19 protein-coding genes and 1 pseudogene are annotated in these 18,347 nt (G+C 68.0%); 4 read left to right on the forward strand and 16 right to left on the reverse strand.

The genetic code is table 11. The annotated features are described in order from the left end of the window. Window positions 1-29: 29 nt before the first annotated feature. Window positions 30-980, reverse strand: coding sequence for a chitinase (locus tag JHW38_RS01675; protein WP_207524312.1), 951 nt, complete (start codon window positions 978-980; stop codon window positions 30-32). 426 nt (window positions 981-1,406) lie between these two features. On the opposite strand from JHW38_RS01675, the gene JHW38_RS01680 reads away from it, so the two are divergent. Beyond that, on the forward strand, window positions 1,407-2,093 hold the full coding sequence (locus JHW38_RS01680; RefSeq protein ID WP_207524313.1) for a hypothetical protein: 687 nt from the start codon (window positions 1,407-1,409) through the stop codon (window positions 2,091-2,093). A 65-nt stretch (window positions 2,094-2,158) separates the two neighbouring features. Further along, window positions 2,159-2,506, forward strand: a complete 348-nt coding sequence (locus JHW38_RS01685) for a RidA family protein (RefSeq protein ID WP_207524314.1) — start codon at window positions 2,159-2,161, stop codon at window positions 2,504-2,506. A 29-nt stretch (window positions 2,507-2,535) separates the two neighbouring features. Here the strand turns inward: JHW38_RS01685 and JHW38_RS25840 are convergent. From JHW38_RS25840 to JHW38_RS01710, 6 genes and pseudogenes are all read right to left on the reverse strand, one after another. Then, window positions 2,536-2,703, reverse strand: a pseudogene (locus JHW38_RS25840) (DUF6053 domain-containing protein); the annotation flags it as partial. Window positions 2,704-2,754: 51 nt separating this feature from the next. Further along, complete coding sequence (locus JHW38_RS01690) at window positions 2,755-4,002, reverse strand: peptidoglycan-binding protein (RefSeq protein WP_207524315.1); 1,248 nt, start codon at window positions 4,000-4,002, stop codon at window positions 2,755-2,757. Window positions 4,003-4,050: 48 nt separating this feature from the next. Beyond that, on the reverse strand, window positions 4,051-4,479 hold the full coding sequence (locus JHW38_RS01695; RefSeq protein ID WP_207524316.1) for a lysozyme inhibitor LprI family protein: 429 nt from the start codon (window positions 4,477-4,479) through the stop codon (window positions 4,051-4,053). A 59-nt stretch (window positions 4,480-4,538) separates the two neighbouring features. Next, window positions 4,539-4,853: a DUF4189 domain-containing protein gene (locus JHW38_RS01700; protein ID WP_207524317.1), complete on the reverse strand. Its 315-nt coding sequence runs from the start codon at window positions 4,851-4,853 to the stop codon at window positions 4,539-4,541. Window positions 4,854-5,036: 183 nt separating this feature from the next. Next, window positions 5,037-6,089, reverse strand: a complete 1,053-nt coding sequence (locus tag JHW38_RS01705) for a type IV secretion system protein (protein ID WP_207524318.1) — start codon at window positions 6,087-6,089, stop codon at window positions 5,037-5,039. 361 nt (window positions 6,090-6,450) lie between these two features. Further along, entirely contained in the window at window positions 6,451-7,158 is a 708-nt protein-coding gene (locus JHW38_RS01710; protein WP_207524319.1) for a helix-turn-helix transcriptional regulator, read from the reverse strand. A 52-nt stretch (window positions 7,159-7,210) separates the two neighbouring features. Here JHW38_RS01710 and JHW38_RS01715 point away from each other — a divergent pair, with 52 nt between their 5' ends. Continuing rightward, window positions 7,211-7,651 (forward strand): VOC family protein, encoded by a 441-nt coding sequence (locus JHW38_RS01715; RefSeq protein WP_242691131.1) that lies wholly within the window; start codon window positions 7,211-7,213, stop codon window positions 7,649-7,651. Between the two features lie 65 nt (window positions 7,652-7,716). Here JHW38_RS01715 and JHW38_RS25845 read toward each other — a convergent pair whose 3' ends face one another. From JHW38_RS25845 to JHW38_RS01740, 5 genes are all read right to left on the reverse strand, one after another. Then, window positions 7,717-8,187, reverse strand: a complete 471-nt coding sequence (locus tag JHW38_RS25845; RefSeq protein WP_428995280.1) for a DUF4189 domain-containing protein — start codon at window positions 8,185-8,187, stop codon at window positions 7,717-7,719. Window positions 8,188-8,349: 162 nt separating this feature from the next. Further along, window positions 8,350-8,742, reverse strand: coding sequence for a type IV secretion system protein (locus JHW38_RS01725; protein WP_242691133.1), 393 nt, complete (start codon window positions 8,740-8,742; stop codon window positions 8,350-8,352). 128 nt (window positions 8,743-8,870) lie between these two features. Next, on the reverse strand, window positions 8,871-9,329 hold the full coding sequence (locus tag JHW38_RS01730) for a DUF4189 domain-containing protein (protein WP_207524322.1): 459 nt from the start codon (window positions 9,327-9,329) through the stop codon (window positions 8,871-8,873). Window positions 9,330-9,367: 38 nt separating this feature from the next. Next, window positions 9,368-10,465, reverse strand: a complete 1,098-nt coding sequence (locus JHW38_RS01735; protein ID WP_207524323.1) for a type IV secretion system protein — start codon at window positions 10,463-10,465, stop codon at window positions 9,368-9,370. Between the two features lie 30 nt (window positions 10,466-10,495). Next, window positions 10,496-11,254 (reverse strand): hypothetical protein, encoded by a 759-nt coding sequence (locus JHW38_RS01740; protein WP_242691135.1) that lies wholly within the window; start codon window positions 11,252-11,254, stop codon window positions 10,496-10,498. Window positions 11,255-11,774: 520 nt separating this feature from the next. Here JHW38_RS01740 and JHW38_RS01745 point away from each other — a divergent pair. Further along, window positions 11,775-13,850, forward strand: coding sequence for a S8 family serine peptidase (locus JHW38_RS01745; protein WP_207524324.1), 2,076 nt, complete (start codon window positions 11,775-11,777; stop codon window positions 13,848-13,850). 172 nt (window positions 13,851-14,022) lie between these two features. Here JHW38_RS01745 and JHW38_RS01750 read toward each other — a convergent pair whose 3' ends face one another. The 4 genes from JHW38_RS01750 to JHW38_RS01765 all read right to left on the reverse strand — a co-directional run bounded on the left by JHW38_RS01750 (window position 14,023) and on the right by JHW38_RS01765 (window position 18,238). Further along, complete coding sequence (locus tag JHW38_RS01750; RefSeq protein ID WP_207524325.1) at window positions 14,023-14,823, reverse strand: gamma-glutamyl-gamma-aminobutyrate hydrolase family protein; 801 nt, start codon at window positions 14,821-14,823, stop codon at window positions 14,023-14,025. Between the two features lie 9 nt (window positions 14,824-14,832). Then, the gene (locus JHW38_RS01755) at window positions 14,833-15,999 is read right to left on the reverse strand and encodes a carboxylate-amine ligase (protein ID WP_207524326.1); all 1,167 of its coding nucleotides are present in this window, start codon (window positions 15,997-15,999) and stop codon (window positions 14,833-14,835) included. A gap of 332 nt (window positions 16,000-16,331) precedes the next feature. After that, the gene (locus JHW38_RS01760; protein WP_207524327.1) at window positions 16,332-17,195 is read right to left on the reverse strand and encodes an AraC family transcriptional regulator; all 864 of its coding nucleotides are present in this window, start codon (window positions 17,193-17,195) and stop codon (window positions 16,332-16,334) included. A gap of 236 nt (window positions 17,196-17,431) precedes the next feature. Continuing rightward, on the reverse strand, window positions 17,432-18,238 hold the full coding sequence (locus JHW38_RS01765; RefSeq protein WP_207524328.1) for a hypothetical protein: 807 nt from the start codon (window positions 18,236-18,238) through the stop codon (window positions 17,432-17,434). Window positions 18,239-18,347 lie beyond the last annotated feature (109 nt).

An 18,347-nucleotide genomic window follows, 5' to 3' on the forward strand; every position in this document is an offset into this window, starting at 1 on the left:
CCGCCGCAGCGGCCGGGCGCAGCCGCCCCTCAACACTGCAGGTTGTTGCCCGTCGGCACGCCGAGGATCGCGGTGAAGCTGCGGTAGTTCGCGACCCGGTTGAGCATCTGCTGGTGGCCGACGCCGCTGGCGTTGCACTCGATCCCGCCGTTGATCGCGCGGATGGTCTCGCCGAACGCGCGCAGGTTGACCATCGCCTGGTGCGGGGTGTTGCTGGCGGCGCCGCGTTGGGTCATCCAGTACCACAGCGCGGTCTGCCAAGAAATCGCCGCGTTGGTCGCGACCCAGTCTGGGTTGTTGAGCAGGTCCAGGCCGAGCGCGTTGCCGGCGGAGGCGTAGTTGTAGTTCCAGCTCAGCTGGATCGGGCCGCGTCCGTAGTACTGCTTGCCGCCGCAGCTGCCGGCCGGCTGGCAGTAATGGTCCCAGTTGGCCTGGTTCTGCTCGCGGATGTGCACCAGCCCGCCGGTCTCGTGGTGGACGTTGGCCAGGAACGCGGCCGCTTCCTGGCGCGCGACGGTGTCGCCGCCGTCCTTGGCGAAGCCCGGATACGAGCGCAGCGCCGCGATCAGGCCGGCGTAGGTGTAGAACGAGTTGCGGTTCGGGAACATCTGGTTGAACTGCGCCTCGCTGACGACGAAGCCGCCCGGCGCCGGGCCGCTGTCGCAGGTGGTCGGCTGCCAGTACCAAGTGCTGATGGTCGGGTCGGTGCCGTCGCTGCCGTTGCTGCCGACGTTGACCAGCTTGTAGAACTGGTTGTTCGGCGGATAGCGCACGATGGTGCCGAGGGTGTAGTTGACCCCGCGGGTCCAGTCGACGTAATTGCAGGCGGCCAGGGTCGAGGCGGCGGGCGCGAGCCCGGCCTCGGCCGGCGCCTGCGGCGCGGCCAGGACGTTGTGCGCGCACAGCAGGCCGAACAGGCCGGCGGCGCGGACGAGGGCGGTACGGGAGCGGAGCGTGAGCGAAACCAGGTGCTTGGGCATGACGATTCCTCAGGGTTGGCGGTGCCGGTTCCCCCCAAGGCGCGTCGCGGCGGATGCGCGATGCGTCGACTGCGTTGGCGATGGTGTCGTTATCGGTATGCGGCGCTCAGAACGCCCGCCGCGGCCGGTGCGATATCCGGCCGTCGCCGCGCGGGGCGGCGGAGCGGGCGCGCTGGCGATGCGCCTGGAGCCGAATGTAACGGCGCGATGAAGCTGAATTCGTGCGCCGGTCGCGGAAGGCGCGCGGCCGCCGTTGCGGATTCGCAAGATACGCCGGGCAATCGCCCCAAGCGCGATAGCGGTCGCAGTTGCGCTGCGATGCGACAACCGTTTTACGCCGCGGCGCGGTATAAGGCCGCTGTGGCTTGGCGGCGTCGCCGTCCGGGCCCGGTCCTTGGCCAGGCCGCGCGGCGGCGAGGTGCAGCGATGAAGCGCAGTGCGATCGTGGGAATTGTGGCGTTGTCGGCGGCGCTGTCGGCCGGTTGCGGCAAGGGCGGCATCGGTGGCAACGGCAGCGCCGAAAGCGAGGCGCCGCCGCAGCGCGCCGGCAAGCCGCTGGATCCGGCCGAAACCGCGCAGCGCCTGGTCAAGATGCGCGCGCAGGCGCTCGGCGGCGACCAGCAGGGGCTGCAACAGAACCTGCAGCAGCTCAATCAGGACTTCAACCGTTCGATCAAGCTCGCCGACCCGAGCAAGCGCGTCGACCGCGAGAACGCGCGGATCGCCGCGCGCAGCGTCAAGGGCGTGCGTTCGGTGGTGTGGATCGACAACGAGAACCTGTTCGCCATCGTCGGCCACAACGCCGAACGCAGCTACGATACGGTCGATGCGATCTGCCGCCAGCTCGAACCCTTGGGCGACACGCTCGGGGTCGTGGTCAACCTGCAAAGCGGCGCGGCGCGCAACGGCGACGAACTGGAAATCCTCAGCCGCAACTGCCAGCTGCCGCCGGGCGAGCGGGCCATGCTGCAGCCCAATCGCCAAGTGGACGCGCTGCCGCCGCAGATGCGCGCCCAGCACCGCGCCAACGCCGACGCCGCGCGCCGCGCCGAGCGCGCCGACGAGCGCGCCGAGAGCGACCGCATCATCCAGTCCAACACGCCGGAGATGTAAGCTCCGAGGCTGTACGCGGCCGCGCGATGCGGGACAATGGCCGCCCCACAGCAGCGAGGTGAAGCATGATCCAGCGATTCGACGTAGGCGCGCGCCTGTCGGAAATGGCGGTCTACAACGGCGTGGCCTATCTGGCCGGGCAGGTGCCCGACAGCGTGGACCTCGACATCGGCGGCCAGACCCGCGAGACCCTGGCCTCGATAGACGCGCTGCTGGCGCGCGCGGGCACCGACAAGAGCCGGATCCTGATGGCGCAGATCTTCCTCGCCGACATGGCCGACTTCGACGGCATGAATGCGGTGTGGGACGCCTGGGTCGTGCCGGGCCAGACGCCGCCGCGCGCGACCGTGCAGGCGCCGTTGGCCAATGCCAAGTACCGGGTCGAAATCGTGGTGACCGCGGCGGTGGGCTGAGCCCCGGGTTGGTTTCCGGGAGGGCCTTCAGGCCCGATGCGTTCGTGTTGGATCGCAGCGATGCTAGCGGAAAGCGTCGGACCTGAAGGCCCTCCCACAGTAGCGATGTGCCCGTTCGAAGCACGGCGGATTGCGCGTCGGAGCTCTTGTGGGAGGGCTTCAGCCCCGACGCTCTCGTTCCCGTCATCGCGATCCACAGCGGTCGCCGCACCGCAGCGAGCGCATGTTCCGGCGGCCTCGCCAGACGCTCAAACCTGCCTCGGCGCGCTCGACTGCGCCGCCGCCGGCTGCGCGTGTGCGGGCGCCATCGCCTGCGCATCCTGCGCGAGCGCGCGCGTACTCTCCTGCACGCTCTGCGCACAGGCCTGGGCCTTGTCCGCGACCGCGCGCCGGTGCGAAGGATCGTGCGGGTCGCCTTCGACCGCGAACAGGCGGCGTCCGTCGGGGCTCAGCAACACATGGTCGATGCGTTGCAGCCCGCCGATGCGCGCCTCGTAGGCCATCGTCGCGGCCGCGCGCTGCCGGTCTTCGCGCTGGCCGAACGCGTCGCCGAACTTTTCCAGCGCGGCGCTGGCTTGCAGGTACAAGGCGTGGTCCGGATGGCCGCGCTGGTCCAGGCGCGGACCTTGCGGCGCCTGCGCGGATTGCGCGGCGACGGCGGCGTCCAGCGCGCGCAGCGTCGATGCGTCCAGCCGGCCGTCGTCGTGCAAGCCGCGTTCGCGTTGGAACGCCTGCAAGGCCTCGCGGCTGCGCGCGCCGAGCCGCCCGTCGAGCTCCAGCGGCCGTCCCTCGCGGTCGCCGATGCCGAGCGCGTTGAGCGCGGCCTGGGCGCGTTCGACCTCGGCCGAGCGCGGCGCCTGCGCGCGTTCGTGGCGATCCGGCGCGCGGCCTTCGGCCAGCGCGACCAGGTCTTGCTTCTCGTGGCGCGCGCGATTGCGCAACCCTTCCCACGCCTCCGGCGAGCTGCGGAACAGGCGCTCGGTGTGATGCAGCTTGTAGTCCTGGATCGCTTCGACGATATCGCGGTCGGACAAGCGGTCGAGGCGGTAATCCGGGCCGAATTTCTCCTTGAGCCCTTTCTCGACGATGCCCGGCGTCAGCGCGCGCAACTGCACCGAGGTGCTCCACAGCGCGTCCTGCACGGCCGGGCCGCGATCGCGCAGGTCGATGCCGCGCGCCTTGAGCCGGTCGCGCTCGGCTTCGTAGTGGCTGCTCTTGATGTATTCGTGCTGGTCCGCGGCGAACCCCGGGTCGGTGCGCGCGAGCTCTTTCCAGCGGGCGTTGAACGCGGGCGTGGCCGGCGTCAGCCCGGCGAAGCGGTCGCGGTAGTCGGACTGCTGCAGGTACTCGCGCAGCGTCCCGGCGCGCGAGGACAGCTGATAGGCGCCGTAGGACACGCCGCCGTGATCGCCGTTGCCGGTCGATACCGTCGCCGCGCCGCGGCCGCCGGTCTCGTAATGCTCGGACGTGCTGCCGAGTTTCCAGTCCTTGGTCATTAGCGTGGTTCCTTGTCGCGTGGTGGGTGTGGGGGCGCGGCGTCGGCGTCAGCGCAGGCGGTCGAGTTGCGCCTGCAATTGCGCGGCGCGTTCGGCGGTCCGGCGCGTGCGGCAGCTGTCGGCGTCGAACAACTGCCCTTGTCCCGGCGCCGCGCCCGGATCGCAGTCGCGGTCGCGCTGCCGGATCCAGGCGCGCTGGCGCTCGCGCAGCGTCGCGGCTTCGCTCGCCGGCAAGTGCGCGACGAGGCGGCGGTACGTCTCGTTGAGGCGGCGATCCTGCCAGGCATGCTCCTCGTCGATGCAGTCCTGCATCGCGGGCGCGACGCCGCCGCTGGCATCGAGGCAGCGTTGGTACTGCGGCCGCAGGACGCTGGCGTGCGCGCTCCCCGCGTTCTTGCGCGCCGGCGCGGCGACGCAGGTCGCGCAGGCGAGAATGAGGGAAAGAGGAAGGACGAAAACGACGTGCTTCGCAGGCATGGGACACCGTCTTGATGAGAGGGGCGCGGGCGGTTCGCGTTGCGGGATTCGAACCATCCTCAGAGTTGGCTGCAGGCGGCGTACCTGATGCGGCATTCGCGGCCCTGCGCATAGCCGGCGCAATCGCTCAGCGCGGCGTCGACGGCGGCTTCGCGGGTGGGGCGGACCATCGCCACCGCGGTCGCGCCGTCGGACGCCTGGGCTACGCATTGGTCGCCGTAGGTCACCGTCAGCTTGCAGCGCTCGCCGCCGTTCTCGCGGCATCGGCGCAGCGCTTCGCGCGTCGCCTGGATGCGGTAGCGGCGCGAATCGGACTCGCCCCAATGGCCCCGGCCGTCGCCGGCGATCGCGCCCCAGCGTTGCGTCCATTGCACGGGCGCGGGTTGCTCGGGGATCGGGGCGCAGCCGATGTAGCCGCCTCCGCTTGGATTGTTCTGGTAGTAGCCCGCCGGACAGCCGCCTTGAGCGGTGGCTGCGCCGACTACAGCGTAGAAGAGTACGGCGAGCGACCAAGGCTTTGATTTCATATTTCCTCTGCGATCAGCGCGTGAGTGAGTTCAGCGGAACGGGCCGCTCGGATGCGAGGGCGGCGCGGTGCGGGCACCGCCGGCATCGCGTTCGTAATGGCCGCCGGATGCGGGAAGTCCGCTTCCGCGCGAGCCAGGGTCAGGCGGCGGCGAGCGGCCGCCGATCTGGGAGAGGCTGCTGAAGCTGCCGACAGTTCCCTGAAAGAACATCGCCGCCGCCGGCGGCACGGTCACCAGCAGCACCGACATCAGCAGCCCGATGCCGCCTTGCTGCATCGCCTGCGCCGTCAACCCTTCGCTGTTGTCGCCGAGCACGCCGGCGATCTTCGACACCCACAACGCCACCGCGACCTTCGCCAGCAGCTTCATCGTCATCGCCGTGACCACGCTCAGCGTCGCCATCGAAAACAGCGTGCCGAGGCCGTACATCAGCCATTTGCGGAACAGATCCTTGGTCTGCTCGAAGATCAGGCACAGCACGAACAGCGGGCCGAGGCCGACGAACAGGGCGAGGGTGAACTTGTAGAGCAGCAGCATCGCCCCGGCGACCATCGGCGGCCCGGCCGTGCCGAGCCCGGCGAACAGCAGCGCCTGCTGCTTGCGCGCCTGCAGCGCTTCGTCGCCGTCGGGCACCTGGATCGCGTCGATGGCGTTGAGCGCGACCTGCATGTAGGCGAGGTTGCGGTCGATGGCGTCGGCGCTGGAGCCGGTTTGCGCGGTGAACAGCGTGTGGATCTCGCGATCCAGGTCCTGGGTCAGGAACCGGTGCAGCGGCGCGCCGCCGACCGACATCGTGGTCGCGACCGCGACGATGCAGACGATGCGCGCGCCGCCGACCACCAGCCCCATCATCGGCTCGCGCGACTGGCCGGTGACCATGCGGTAACCGGCGATCATCACCCACAGCGTGACCAGCACCTGGGCGATGCCGGCGGCCCAGGCCATCATCCGCCGCATCAGCCCGAGACCGAAGCTGTCGATCTCATGGCTGAAGTAGTCGTTGACCAGCTTGAAGAACACGTAGTCGCCGATGCCTTGCGCCTGCGGCAGCAGCCAGTGGAGCAGCGATGCGGTGGTGGGCATGATTCAGTCCGTTGAGCGGGCGACGCCGTGCGGGTCCGATCGGCGGGCCGTTGCGGCGGGCGCCGGCTTCAGCCATTCGACGGTGTTTTCTTGTGCACGTTCGGGTTGTCGATTCGGGCGCAGTTAAACCTGCAACTTCGGCTAAATCAATAGCCAACTTTCAGTTGCGTAGGTGTGGGTACAGAAACTGTGCCGTCGACAGACGCGGCGTCATCGAAAGAAACAGCGCTGCCGACCCATGCGACGGCGGCGACGCTGACCGGCGCGGCCAGCGCATGCTCAGGCGGCGAACCAGGATCCGGCCAAGCGCAGGGCGGGGTGCGTGCGCGACGGTCCTCGCGGCGACGCGCAGCCTGGTCGCTTACGCGCCCTCGCCGAGCTGTCGGCGCTCGGCTTCGCGCCAGCGCACCCAGCGCTTTCTCAACTCGCCGCGGCGCACGCCGATCGGCTCGTCGAGCACATCCATCGCCAGGATGCGGTCGGTGCGGAAGTGGCGGAAGCCGGCCTTGTTCTCGCACCAGGCGATCAGAAGAAAGTGCGTCTGCGCATAGCCCAGCGCGACCGGCCAGACGATCCGCTCGCTGAGTTCGGCGTCCGCGGAACGATAGCGCAGCCGCAGCTTGCGGCCCGAGTGGATCGCGGCGCGCAGCGCGCGGCTGTCCGCTGCGTCGGCTGCATCGTCGGGCGAAGGTTTGGCCGCCACGCCCGGTTCGGCGAAATGCCCGTGCAGATGCTCGGGCGCGACCGCGGCGAGCTTGGCGATGACGTCGTTCGCGGCGCCGGCCAGGGCCGTGTCGCGAAGCTCGGACACCATCTGCGCGCCCAAGACCAAGGTGTCGATTTCGTCGGGCGTCAGCATCAGCGGCGGCATCTCGTAGCCCGGCCCGAGCAGGTAACCGAGTCCCGGCTCGCCGTAGATCGGCACCCGCTGGCCGATCAGATCGGCGACGGCCCGGTACACCGTGCGCCTGGACACTTCCAGCTCATCGGCGAGCCGCTGCGCCGTGACCGGGCGATGCGAGCGCCGCAGTATCTGGATGATCTGAAAGAGCTGGTCGGTGCGACGCATGCGCGCCGGTTCCTGTTGCCACGACGCTGTCAGCATGGGCCCGGTAGGGTGCGTGCGCAAGCTTCCTCCCCGAACCGCTGAGCAAGGAATTCCCATGAAATTCGCATCGGTACGCCTCATCGCCGCCGACATCGGCGCCCTGGTGTCGTTCTACGAGAACATCACCGCGACCCCCGCCCAATGGCTCGCGCCGGTGTTCGCCGAGATCGTCACGCCCGCCGCGACCCTCGCGATCGGCAGCGTCGAAACCATGGCGCTGTTCAAGCCCGGCGCGGCGCAACCGGCGGCCAACCGCACCGCTATTCTGGAATTCATGGTCGCCGACGTGGACGCGGAGTTCGCCCGCCTGCGGGCCGGCGTCGACCTCGTGCACGAACCCAAGGACATGCCGTGGGGGAACCGGACGTTCATGTTCAACGATCCGGAAGGCAGCCCGATCGCGTTCTATACGCCGGTGACCGAGGCGGCGCGGCTGCGGTTCGCGGGGCGTTGATCGATTCGGAACGGGTAGCCCGCGGCGGTGGAAGTATCCGTCAGGTCGCGAGTGCGGGGTGCCGGTTATCGAACTCTTTCCGGAAGACTGCAGCTCGAGTAGATGAGCCGGCACCCCTCGTTTTCCTTTGTGCATTTGTCGAGGCTATTGGAGACGGCCAGATCCAGAGAGTAGTCGGCGCGAACGAAGTACTTGGTTTTTCCAACGACGAAACCGATGCACTGATTGTGGTAGCTGATTTCCATCCTGCACGCCTCGCCTCCCTGCTTCCTGCAATTCGCAAGTGCGTTTTTCTCGGCTTTTGCTTGTGTTCTCTCCAGGCTCGAGGCGCCGGTGGCGCCCGTCGCGTCATCGAGCGCCAGCGCTTTTCCCAACTCGGCGCTGGTGCGGCTTCGGGCCCTGTGACGCAGCCTTCCCAGCCGTTGCCTTTCTGCGCGACGCTTCCAGGCGGGCAGGCCGGAGCAGGGCCGGGCAAAAGCAGGATAGTCGGAAGCAGCAGTAAATTCGCAATTCTCATGGCACGCTCCAATCCTCATGTCCGAGCGATGTGGTTGCTCGGCCTTTCGCTCTGCACCGGGGTGTCAGATTTTCTTTACTTCGTGCTCCTGCTTGATTCGATCGCTATTGCCGGACGGCTGCTCATTGGGCGATCGGTACTGCTGTTGCAGGATCGGGCCACCGACATCTCTAGCGGCGGGCTATTGAGTGTTTGCATTGTCGGTCGTTCGATCGGTAGGGGACGGCTTCGCGAACGCCGAGCTATAGTTGAAACTCCCGACGGTCCCCTGGAAAAACATCGCCGCCGTCGGCGGAATCGTCACGAGCAGCACCGTCATCAACAACCCGATGCCGCCTTGCTGCATCGCCTGGGTTCCAAGGCGCTCGTAATCCGTGCCGGCGATACCGAGCTGCTTGGCCACCCAAAGCGCCGTTGCCACCTTGCCCATCAGCTCCATGGTCATGGCCGCCACGCTTAACATCGACATCGAGAACAAGGTGCCGATGCCGTACAACAGCCATTTCCGGAACAGGTCCTTGGTCTGGTCGAACAGCAGGCAAAGGATGAAGATCGGGCCCAGGCCGATGAACAAAGCCGCTGCAGAAGCCACTGCTCAGGTCGGGTAATCTGGGCCGTAAATTCGGGGCTGTATACAGCCAGAAGCGTCGCTATCCCGTCTGAGGAAGATGGCTTTTGGGCTGTCTATTCTTTGTTGGGGGGCTAGTTTCCGAGTTCTGCAGTGCTGCAGGCCGAATAGAAGATTTCACATTCCTGGTCCTCTTGCCGGCATCTGTCCAAGCCACGCGAAACCGCGTCGGCGATGGTGTTGTGGCTTTGCGTGTAGTTCCAGCGCTTTCCGGCGATGACGCTTGCGCATTGGTTGAAATAGGTGAACTTGAGTTGGCACTTGTTCTTCTTTCCGCCCTCGCAGATGGAAATGGCTTTTTTTTCAGCTTTCTTCCTTGAAGTTTCAGAGTTGGACGCACCGAAGGCGCCACTGGAGTCATCCATTGCGATCGCGCCCCAACGGTCCTCCCAAGTCGTTCTATTGGACGCGGGAGGGCCCACGCACCCCTCCCAGCCGTTTCCTTTTTGCAGGACGCTTCCCGGTGGGCAAGCTTGAGCGAGGCCAAAACTCAGAATCAAGGCTGTATAGGAAACCGCACTCATTGCCTTCATGGTGTTCTTCCTGAATGTGTGGGTTGCTTCTCGCTCGATCACCGGTTTCGCTGCGTTTCGTCGAACGTTTTAATCCTGTCGTTGCCGAGGGGCTCTCCTGAGCCGGGTTGGTGGTGCTTTATCGGAGCGCCCGATCTTTCTCCATCTCGCGGAGCGGTTTCCGGAGGTGGTGCGCTGGATGGGCGGTCTTGAGATTTGTCTTTTGAGCTCGCTGCAAACGCCGAGCTATAGTTGAAACTCCCCACCGTCCCCTGAAAAAACATCGCCGCCGCCGGCGGAATCGTCACGATCAGCACCGTCATCAACAACCCGATGCCACCCTGTTGCATCGCCTGGGTTCCCAGTCCCTCGTAATCCGCGCCGGAAATTCCAAGCTGCTTGGCCACCCAGAGCGCCGCCGCCACCTTGGCCATCAGCTCCATCGTCATCGCCGTCACCACGCTGAGCATCGACATCGAGAACAAGGTGCCGATGCCGTACAGCAGCCATTTCCGGAACAGGTCCTTGGTCTGGTCGAACATCAGGCAGAGGATGAAGATCGGGCCGAGGCCGATGAACATGGCCAGGGTGAACTTGTAGAGCAGCAGCATGGCGCCGGCGACCATCGGCGGGCTCGCCGTTCCCAGCCCGGCGAACCACAAAGCCCGTTCCTTCTTGGCCTGGAGCTGGGGGTCGTCGCGCGGGATCTGCACCGCGTCGATCGCGCTCATCGCCACCTGCATCAAGGCCAGGTTCTTGTCGATCGAGTCGGCGCTGGAGGCGCTGTCGTCGGTGAACAGCGCGTGTACTTCCCGGTCCAGGTCCTTGGTGAAGAACCGGTGCAGATTGGCGCCGCCGAACGACATCGTCGTCGCCAGCCCGACCACGAACGCGATCCGCGCGGCGTTGGTCACCAGCGCCATCATCGGTTCGCGCGACTGGCCGGTGACGATGCGGTAGCCCGCCAGCATGATCCATAGCGTGGTCAGCACCAGCGCGATCTGGCTGACCCAGGCCATCGTCCGCTGCATCAGGCCGATGCCGAACTTGTCGATCTTGTGGTCGAAGTAGGCGTTGATCAGCTTGAAGTAGACGTAGTCGCCGATGCCTTGCGCACTCGGGATCAGCCAGTCCGACAGCGTGAGGAGCAATTGCATGTTCGATCCTTCGAATGGTCAAACGCCGCTTCAGAACGACAGCGCGCCCTGGATGGCCTGGCTCTGGATGACGTCGCCGATCCCGCCCTTGCGCTTGCCTTCCAGCGCCCGCCGCGCCAGCCGCGACTGGTCTTTCTGCAGGGCCACGATGTAGTCGTCGTAAGCCTTCATGCGCGCCTGCCAGTAATCGAGGTCCATGCGCGTGCGGACCATGAAGCGTTGCGCCTCGTTGTCGTTGGCGGCGAGCTTGCCCTGGTTTTCGCCGACCTGGGTGCGCTGGCTTTCGACGTTGCCGAATTCTTGATTGCGCCGGATCAGCTGCTTGAGCATGCGCACCGATTCGTTGTACTTGGCGTTGTCGGCCAGGACCATGCGCTGGCACAGGCGGCGCTGTTCGGCGACCAGGTCCGAATCGAGCTGCGGATTGAACGCCGCGAACGCGCCCGCCGCGCCCGCGCGGCCGGCGCCGGGGCAGATGTCTTCCATGCCGTAGGACGGGTCGCGCTCGGGGAAGTCGTCGCGCATCGCCGATTGCTGCATCTGCAACTGCTGCAGCTTGATCAGTTGCTGCTTGTAGTGGTCGTACTGCTGGGTCCAGCGCGCGGCTTCCTTGCCGTACTCGATGCCTTTTTCGATCAGGTCCTTGATCCCGAGGCCGAGGTTGCCGGGGTCGGTGACCACCAGCTGCGCCTGCGCTGCGGGGGCGAATGCGAACATTCCGGCCAGCAGCGCGCAGACAAGGCGCGGATGCGGCGAAACGCGGCGGGTGAGGTTCGGGCGAACGATCATGGCGAGCTTCCTTGTCCGGGTGGCTGCGGTGGAACGCGACCGAAGGCGCATTCCGGAGCCGATGAAATCCCAGAGAAAATCCGAAAGCAATCGAATTTTTCGGCGCCGGCGCAGGCTGCTGGATTTTTTCAGAACCGAATGCGCGCGAAGCATCGATGCGCAGTGCGCGCAGCGCGCATGTCTTTCCGGAAGTACTCAATTCAAGTGCGGAATATGTTGTCGGACGAACCGCTGTTTCATTCGGAGGCGGCGTCGAACGGCCGTTCTAAAACGCATCTTCGATATGTATGCAAGGCGTATTTTCTCTAGTTCATTCGATGTTCTGTGATCGCCCGCAACAGCCTGATCTGCGCCCCGTTCGTCTGAGCGTGGACGCGCGGCGCGCGCGCGAGCAGTGTCGCCTCAGCGTTCCCGCGACGCAGGCAGCAGGGACGCCGCTGTCCGGTGTATCCACGATCGCTTCCCTCCCAACGCCGTCCACGCGGACGGCGACGGCCGAACTTTTTCTGGAGATGACCGCATGAACCGTCGCATCACGCTCACGGCGCTGGCCGTGGCTCTGGTTTTGTCTTCCCCGCTCGCCGCCGCGCAAGCGCCGTCGGGCTATGAATTGGATCTGGGCGGATTGCGCTTCGATCCGCTCAAGCAGCAGCCGGTGCAGGCTGCCAGCGTCTGGGGCCGCGCCCGCGCCGACGGCGAGGATTGGCGCCTGGTGCAGTTCCAGGGTCCGGTGCGCCAGGCCTGGCTCGACGAGTTGCGCAGCAAGGGGCTGGAGCCGGTGCAGTACGTGCACCCGTACACCTACATCGTATGGGGCAAGCGCGATGCGCTGGCGCGCGTGGCGGGGCAGCGCGAAGTGCGCTGGAGCGGCGACTTCCTGCCGGCATACAAGGTGCTGCCGCAACTGCGTCAGACCGCGACGGCCAAGAGCGCCGGGCCGCTCGACGTGCGCGTGGTCAGCCGTCGCGGCAGCGCCGGCGTCGCCGCGACGCTCGGCAAGATCGGCGCGGCCGACGCCGGCAACGGCGTGCAGGCGGTCGACCGTGCGTTGCAGAGCCAGACCGTGCGCGTGCCGGCCGATCAGATCGCCTTGCTGGCGCAGGCGCCGGGCGTGTACAGCGTGCAGAGCGTGCCGACCGACGGCGGCCTGCGCGGCGAGATCAGCGGGCAGATCAACGCCGGCAACGTCAACGCCAGCAATCTCGCCGTGCCGGGCTATCTGAGCTACCTCAGCGGCGCCGGCGTCAACGGCACCGGCGTGACCATCGCCAACGTCGACGGCGGCATCCACCAGACCCATCCGGATCTGGCCGCGCGCATGGCCGCGTGCACCGGCACCACCTGCGGCGGTTCGGCCAGCAGCGCGCACGGCACCCACACCGCGGCGATCATGGCCGGCGACGGCGCGTCGAACGTCCGCGCCACGGCGTCCACCGGCAGCTTCCTGCGCGGCCTCGGCGTGGCGCCCGGGGCCAAGCTGGTCGAGCAGGTGTATTCGCCGTTCTTCACCCAGCCCGGCGGCATGCTGTTGCTGATGACCCAGTCGGTGCGCAACAACGCGACCATCTCCGGCAACAGCTGGGGGCCGGCCGGCTCGCCGCGCGGTTACGACGGCGACACGCGCCAGGTCGACGTCGGCGTGCGCGACGCCGATCCGAACGCACCGGGCGACCAGCCGCTGAACTACGTGCTGTCGTTCATGAACGGCAACGGCGGCACCCAGAGCCAGGGTTCGCCGGACGAAGCCAAGAACACCTTCACCGTCGGCTCGACCAAGGGCCAGAGCTCGGCGACGGTGCAGATCGCGGCGATCAACGACCTGTCCAGCAACACCGCGCACGGGCCGGCGCTCGACGGGCGGCGCATTCCGGGCATCGTCGCGCCGGGCTGCTCGATCGATTCGGCCAACAGCGCCACCGGCCACGGCCTGATGTGCGGCACCAGCATGGCCTCGCCGCAGGTCGCCGGCGCCAGCGCCTTGTTCACCCAGTACTACCGCAACAAGTTCGCCGGAGCCACGCCGAGCCCGGCGCTGACCCGCGCGGCGTTCACCGCGGTGGCCCTGAACCTGGTCGGCAAGCTCGACGCCGACGGCGGCACCCTGACCACAGCGCCCGACGCCAAGCAGGGCTGGGGGCGGATGCTGATCGATCCGGTCATCAAGCCGGCGCAGACCGTGCAATACGTCGACCAGAGCCACGTGTTCAACAACAGCGGCGAGAACTGGACCCGCAGCTTCCGCGCCGCCGATGCGAGCAAGCCGGTGCGGATCATGCTGGTGTGGACCGACGCGCCGGGCCACGGCCTCGGCGGCACCACCCCGGCCTGGAACAACAACCTCGACCTGCGCGTGAGCGCCGGCGCCAGCACCTTCCTCGGCAACGTGTTCAACGCCAGCGGCTGGTCGGCGACCGGCGGCGCGGCGGATGCGCGCAACAACAACGAGGGCGTGTTCCTGCAGGCGGCGCAGCACGGCGGCAACGCGTTCACCATCGAGGTGCGCGCGACCGACATCAACTCCAACGGGTTGCCGAACGTGGGCGACGATACCGACCAGGATTTCGCGCTGGTCTGCTACAACTGCGTCGCCGGCTGAGCGGCGCGGATGGGGCGACGGAGGCGGCTGCGGCCGCCTTCGTTGTTTCTGGCGATGGGTTGCGCGGTGAGCGGTGTGTCGCGGTCGCGGCTCGCGCCGCTCCTACAGGTAGCCCATGTAGGAGCGGCGCGAGCCGCGACCGCGAAAACTCAACTACGCCGCAACCGCGCGATCACTCCACCGCCGCACGCTCGCGCTGCCGCGCCGCCTCGATGAAGGCCATCAGCAACGGCCGCCCCGACAGCAGCTCCGGGAACCGGTGGTCGTGGAATTCCGGATGCCACTGCACCCCGACCACGAACCCGTCGCCGCGGCCGCGCACGCATTCGGCGATGCCGTCTTCCGACCAGGCCTCCACCTCCAGACCTTCGCCGATCTGCTTGATCCCTTGATGATGGATCGAATTGACCTGCGGCTGCGCGACTTGCGGGTACAGCGACGCCAGCCAGCCGCCTTCGCGCAGGCGCAAGGCGTGCTTGTGTTCGTCGTACTGGGCCGGAATGTAGTGCTGCGACCGCGTCGCGCCGGCCCCGACCAGATCCTGATACAGGCTGCCGCCGTGGGCGACGTTGATCAGCTGCATGCCGCGGCAGACGCCGAGCACCGGCTTGCCGACTTCGACGAAGGCGCGCAGCAGGCTCAGTTCGAAACGGTCGCGGTCGGGATCGGTGGCCATCAGCAGTTCGCTCGGCCGCTCGCCGTAGGCGACCGGGTCGATGTCGGCGCCGCCTTGCAGGATCAGGCCGTCGAGCGCGCCGGCGTAGTCGCGCACCGACAGGTCGCTGGCCTGCACCGCGCCTTCGGCGTCGACGGTGGGGATCATCACCACCAGCGCGCCGCTGCTCATGACCCAGTGGGCCATCGATTGTTCGAGGTATTGCAGGGTCTTGTTGCGGAAGCCGTATTCCGGCGGCAGGTTGCGCATCATCCGCGGGGACAGGCCGATCAGCAGTTTGCGGGCGGCGGTGGGCATGGCGTGGGGTCAGTGGGTTGCGGTGGCGGGAACGCGTGAGGACGCATCGGCGGCCGGCACGGTGGCGCGCAGCAGCCAGTCGACCACGGCCTTGAGCGCGGTGTTGCGGCTGGCGCCGGCTTGACGTTGTTCACGGTAGATCGCCAGTTGCGTATGCGCGCTGGTGCCGCGTTCGGCGATGGTGTCCAGGTGAGCGAGCGCGGCGGTGCAGTCGAGCGCGGCGGCGTCTTCGGCGACCAGCTCGCGCAGGCGCCGCAGTTGCGCAAGCGCCGGTTCGACCCGGCCCTGGGCGTCGAAGAACTCGGCCTGCAGGCCCGAGCGCTTGGCCCGCCAGCGGTTCTCGTCGATGAGCCGGCGGGTGCCGGCGTCGCACGGCGGCGCGGGCGCCGGGTGCCGCGCGATATGCCGCATCAGGCAGCGGAACAGCGCGGCGATGGCGAGGCTGTCGTCGAGGTGGGTGCAGGCGTCGGCGATGCGCAGTTCGACCGTGGGAAAGTTCGGCGAGGGCCGGATCGCCCACCACAACGAACCGGCATCGCTGATCGCGCCGGCGCGCACCAGCAAGTCGGCGAACGCGTCGTACTCGGCCTGGCCGGCGAAGAAATCGGGAATGCCGGTGCGCGGCCATTCGTCGTACATCGCCTGGCGATAACTCATCAGCCCGCTGTTCGAGCGGTCCCAGAACGGCGACGAGGTCGACAGCGCCAGCAGCAGCGGCAGCCATGGCATCGCCCGGTTCATCGCCTGGACCCGGTCGACGCCGTCGGGCAATTGCACGTGCACGTGCAGGCCGCAGACCTGGCTGCGGCGGGCGACGATCTGGAAGTCTTCGACCAGCTGCCGGTAGCGCGGCTTGTCGGTCGGGCTCTGCTCGCGCCACTGGCCGAGCGGATGGGTGCCGGCGGCGAGCAGCGCCAGACCGTGCTCGTGGGCGAGCGCGGACAGCCCGCGGCGCAGTTCGCCGAGCTGGCGCCGGGCCTGGGCGATGTCGCACTGCACCGGCGAAGCGATTTCGATCTGCGCCTGCAGCAGTTCGCTTTCGATGCTGTCGCCGAGTTCGGCGCGCGCGCGCTTGAGCAGGCGCGTGGGCACCTGGGTCGCGAGCAGCCGGCTGTGGGGGCGGACGAGGAAGAACTCCTCCTCGATGCCGAAGCTGTAATCGCACTGCGCGCTCATCGCAGGCGATCCTGGGACTGCGGTCGGGTCGGTGGCGTCATGCACGCACGGTAGCGGTGCGAACGCTAAAAATCCGTTGAGGCCGCGCGAGCGGTGCGGTGCCCGGCGTGAGCCTGGCGTCAGTCGGACGGCTACCTGTAGGAACGACGCAAGTCGCGACCGCGACCTCGCAGATACGACGCAAGCGCGGTGTCGCGGTCGCGACTCGCGTCGCTCCTACAGGGGCTGTCGGCAGTTTGCGGTGCGAATCGGGCCGCTCCCTGTAGGAGCGGCGCAAGCCGCGACCGCGATGCCGCCGCCGACGACGCAGGCACGGTTGCGTTGCGGGCGGATTACTTCAACGGCAAACAGATCGCAGTCTGCCATTGTTCCGGCGGCAAGCTGCGGCTGTCGTTGAGATATTCCTCGTACACCGGCGCATCGCCGGCTTCTTCGCCGCTGGCCGGCAGCCACTGGCAGAACAGCCAGTCGTAGGCGCGCTGCAGTTCGCTGTAGGGGCCGGTGTGCACGACCACGGCGTGGCGGCCGCCGCCGATCTCGACCCAGCGCATGCCCTCGCCGGGCGCGGTCGCCGCGGGCACCGCCAGGCAGGCGTCCGAGCGCAGTTGTTCGGCCGGGGTGTCGTTGGGGCTGTCGTAGTAGATGCCGAACGCGCGCGGCGGCTGCGCGCCGAGCAGGCCCAGCGCGCCGGCCCAGCCGTACAGGCGCTCGAACTGGGCGCCGATGCCGTTGTAGTCGCCGCGGTGCGGCAGGGCCACGGCGCGGTGCGGGGCTAGGGTGGAAATCTGCGCGGTGTACATGAGGCTCTCCAGAGTCGGGTCGAAGTCCGCACGGCTCAGCGCGGGCGGGGCGGCACGACGCTTGCGGAACGCCGCCGGGGTCTGCTCGTAGGCGGCGCCGAACGCGCGGGTGAACGCGGCGACGCTGGCGTAACCGGCGCGCTGGGCGATGCGCGCGATGCTGTCGGCGCTGTGCAGCAGTTCGTGCGCGGCGCGGTGCAGGCGCAGGCGGCGCTGGGTGCTGGCGATGGTCTCTCCCATCAGGCCGCGGTAGACGCGGTGGAAATGGTAGGGCGAGAAATGTCCGGCTTCGGCCAGTTGGGCCAGGGTCAGCGGCTGGTCGAGGCGTTGCGCCAGGAACGCCACCACCTTCTCGATGCGGGCGCTGTACTGCTCGAAGGTGGTGCTGCGAACCAAGGGCGTGCTCCGTCGTCGTCGTGCCGCGCCAGGGTGGCAGGGGAGAGTTGATCGAGGTTGCGCAGTTGCGACGGGCGGCAGGATAGCGTTTCGGGGCAGGGGGATGAGCGGACGCGGCGGATCGGGCAATCGCGGGCGAGGCGACGAAACCGCCATTCCCTGTTCGTTCGTGTCCCGCAAAAGAGAACGCCCCGCGTCGTTGCCGACGCGAGGCGCTTGCGGCGAAGCCGGACTTCTCAGTCCACGGTCACGGCGGTGAACGGCGTACGACCGGTGACGTTGATCGTCGACGGGGTCGCCGCAGCTTCGACCTGCACGCCGATCAGGCCCAGGCCGCCGACCGAGACGCTGCCGCCGAGGGTCAGCTGGACCGGCTTGTGGCTGACGCTGACGTTGCGGCTGCCGACGCCGGCGGTGTCGACGCGGTTGAGGGTCAGCGCGCCGCCGACCGGCACTTCCACCGGAATGCCGAGCACCACCAGGCGGATGCTGCCGCCGACCGGCACCGCGAAGTTCTGCGGCAGCGGGCTGGGTACGGTGATGACGCTGCCGCCGGCGATGCGCACGTTGGCGACATCGGCGCTGGCCTGGCATTGCAGCACGGTGCTGCCGGTCAGCGAGTCGCACGACAGCGCGCCGGTGGCGCCTTCCAGGCTGACCAGGTTCTGCACCAGGCTCAGGCCGGCGACGCTGGAGCGGCCGTCGAGCGCGGTCGCGCCGCTGAGGTTGGTGTAGTCGGCGCGCTGGCGGGCGACGTCGAGCTTGACCACGCTGACCAGGCCGAGCAGGCCGACGTCGAGGCCGAGCGCGCTGTTTTCCTTGCTGCCCGGCGCGGTGACCTGGGCCTGGCCGGTGCACGGCAGCGGCAGGGTGGTGTTGAGGCCCAGCACGGTGACGGTGACGCCGCCGCTGAGCGCGCAGGCCTTGGCCCCGGCGGAAACGACTTCCGCGCTTTGCGCGCTGGCGTGGGTGGCGACGAAGGACATGCCCAGGGCGCAGGCGAGGGCGCTCAGACGGACGGAGCGGAGGATGCGCTGATTCATGATGTTTACCTGCTCGGTGGAGTTGATGGAGTGCGATGTCGCGATACGGCCGCGCACGCGCCGCCGTCGACGCATGCGCGCCGCGGTTGGCGATGGACGAGGCCGCCGG

The organism is Lysobacter enzymogenes, assembly GCF_017355525.1.
Lineage (GTDB): Bacteria > Pseudomonadota > Gammaproteobacteria > Xanthomonadales > Xanthomonadaceae > Lysobacter > Lysobacter enzymogenes_C.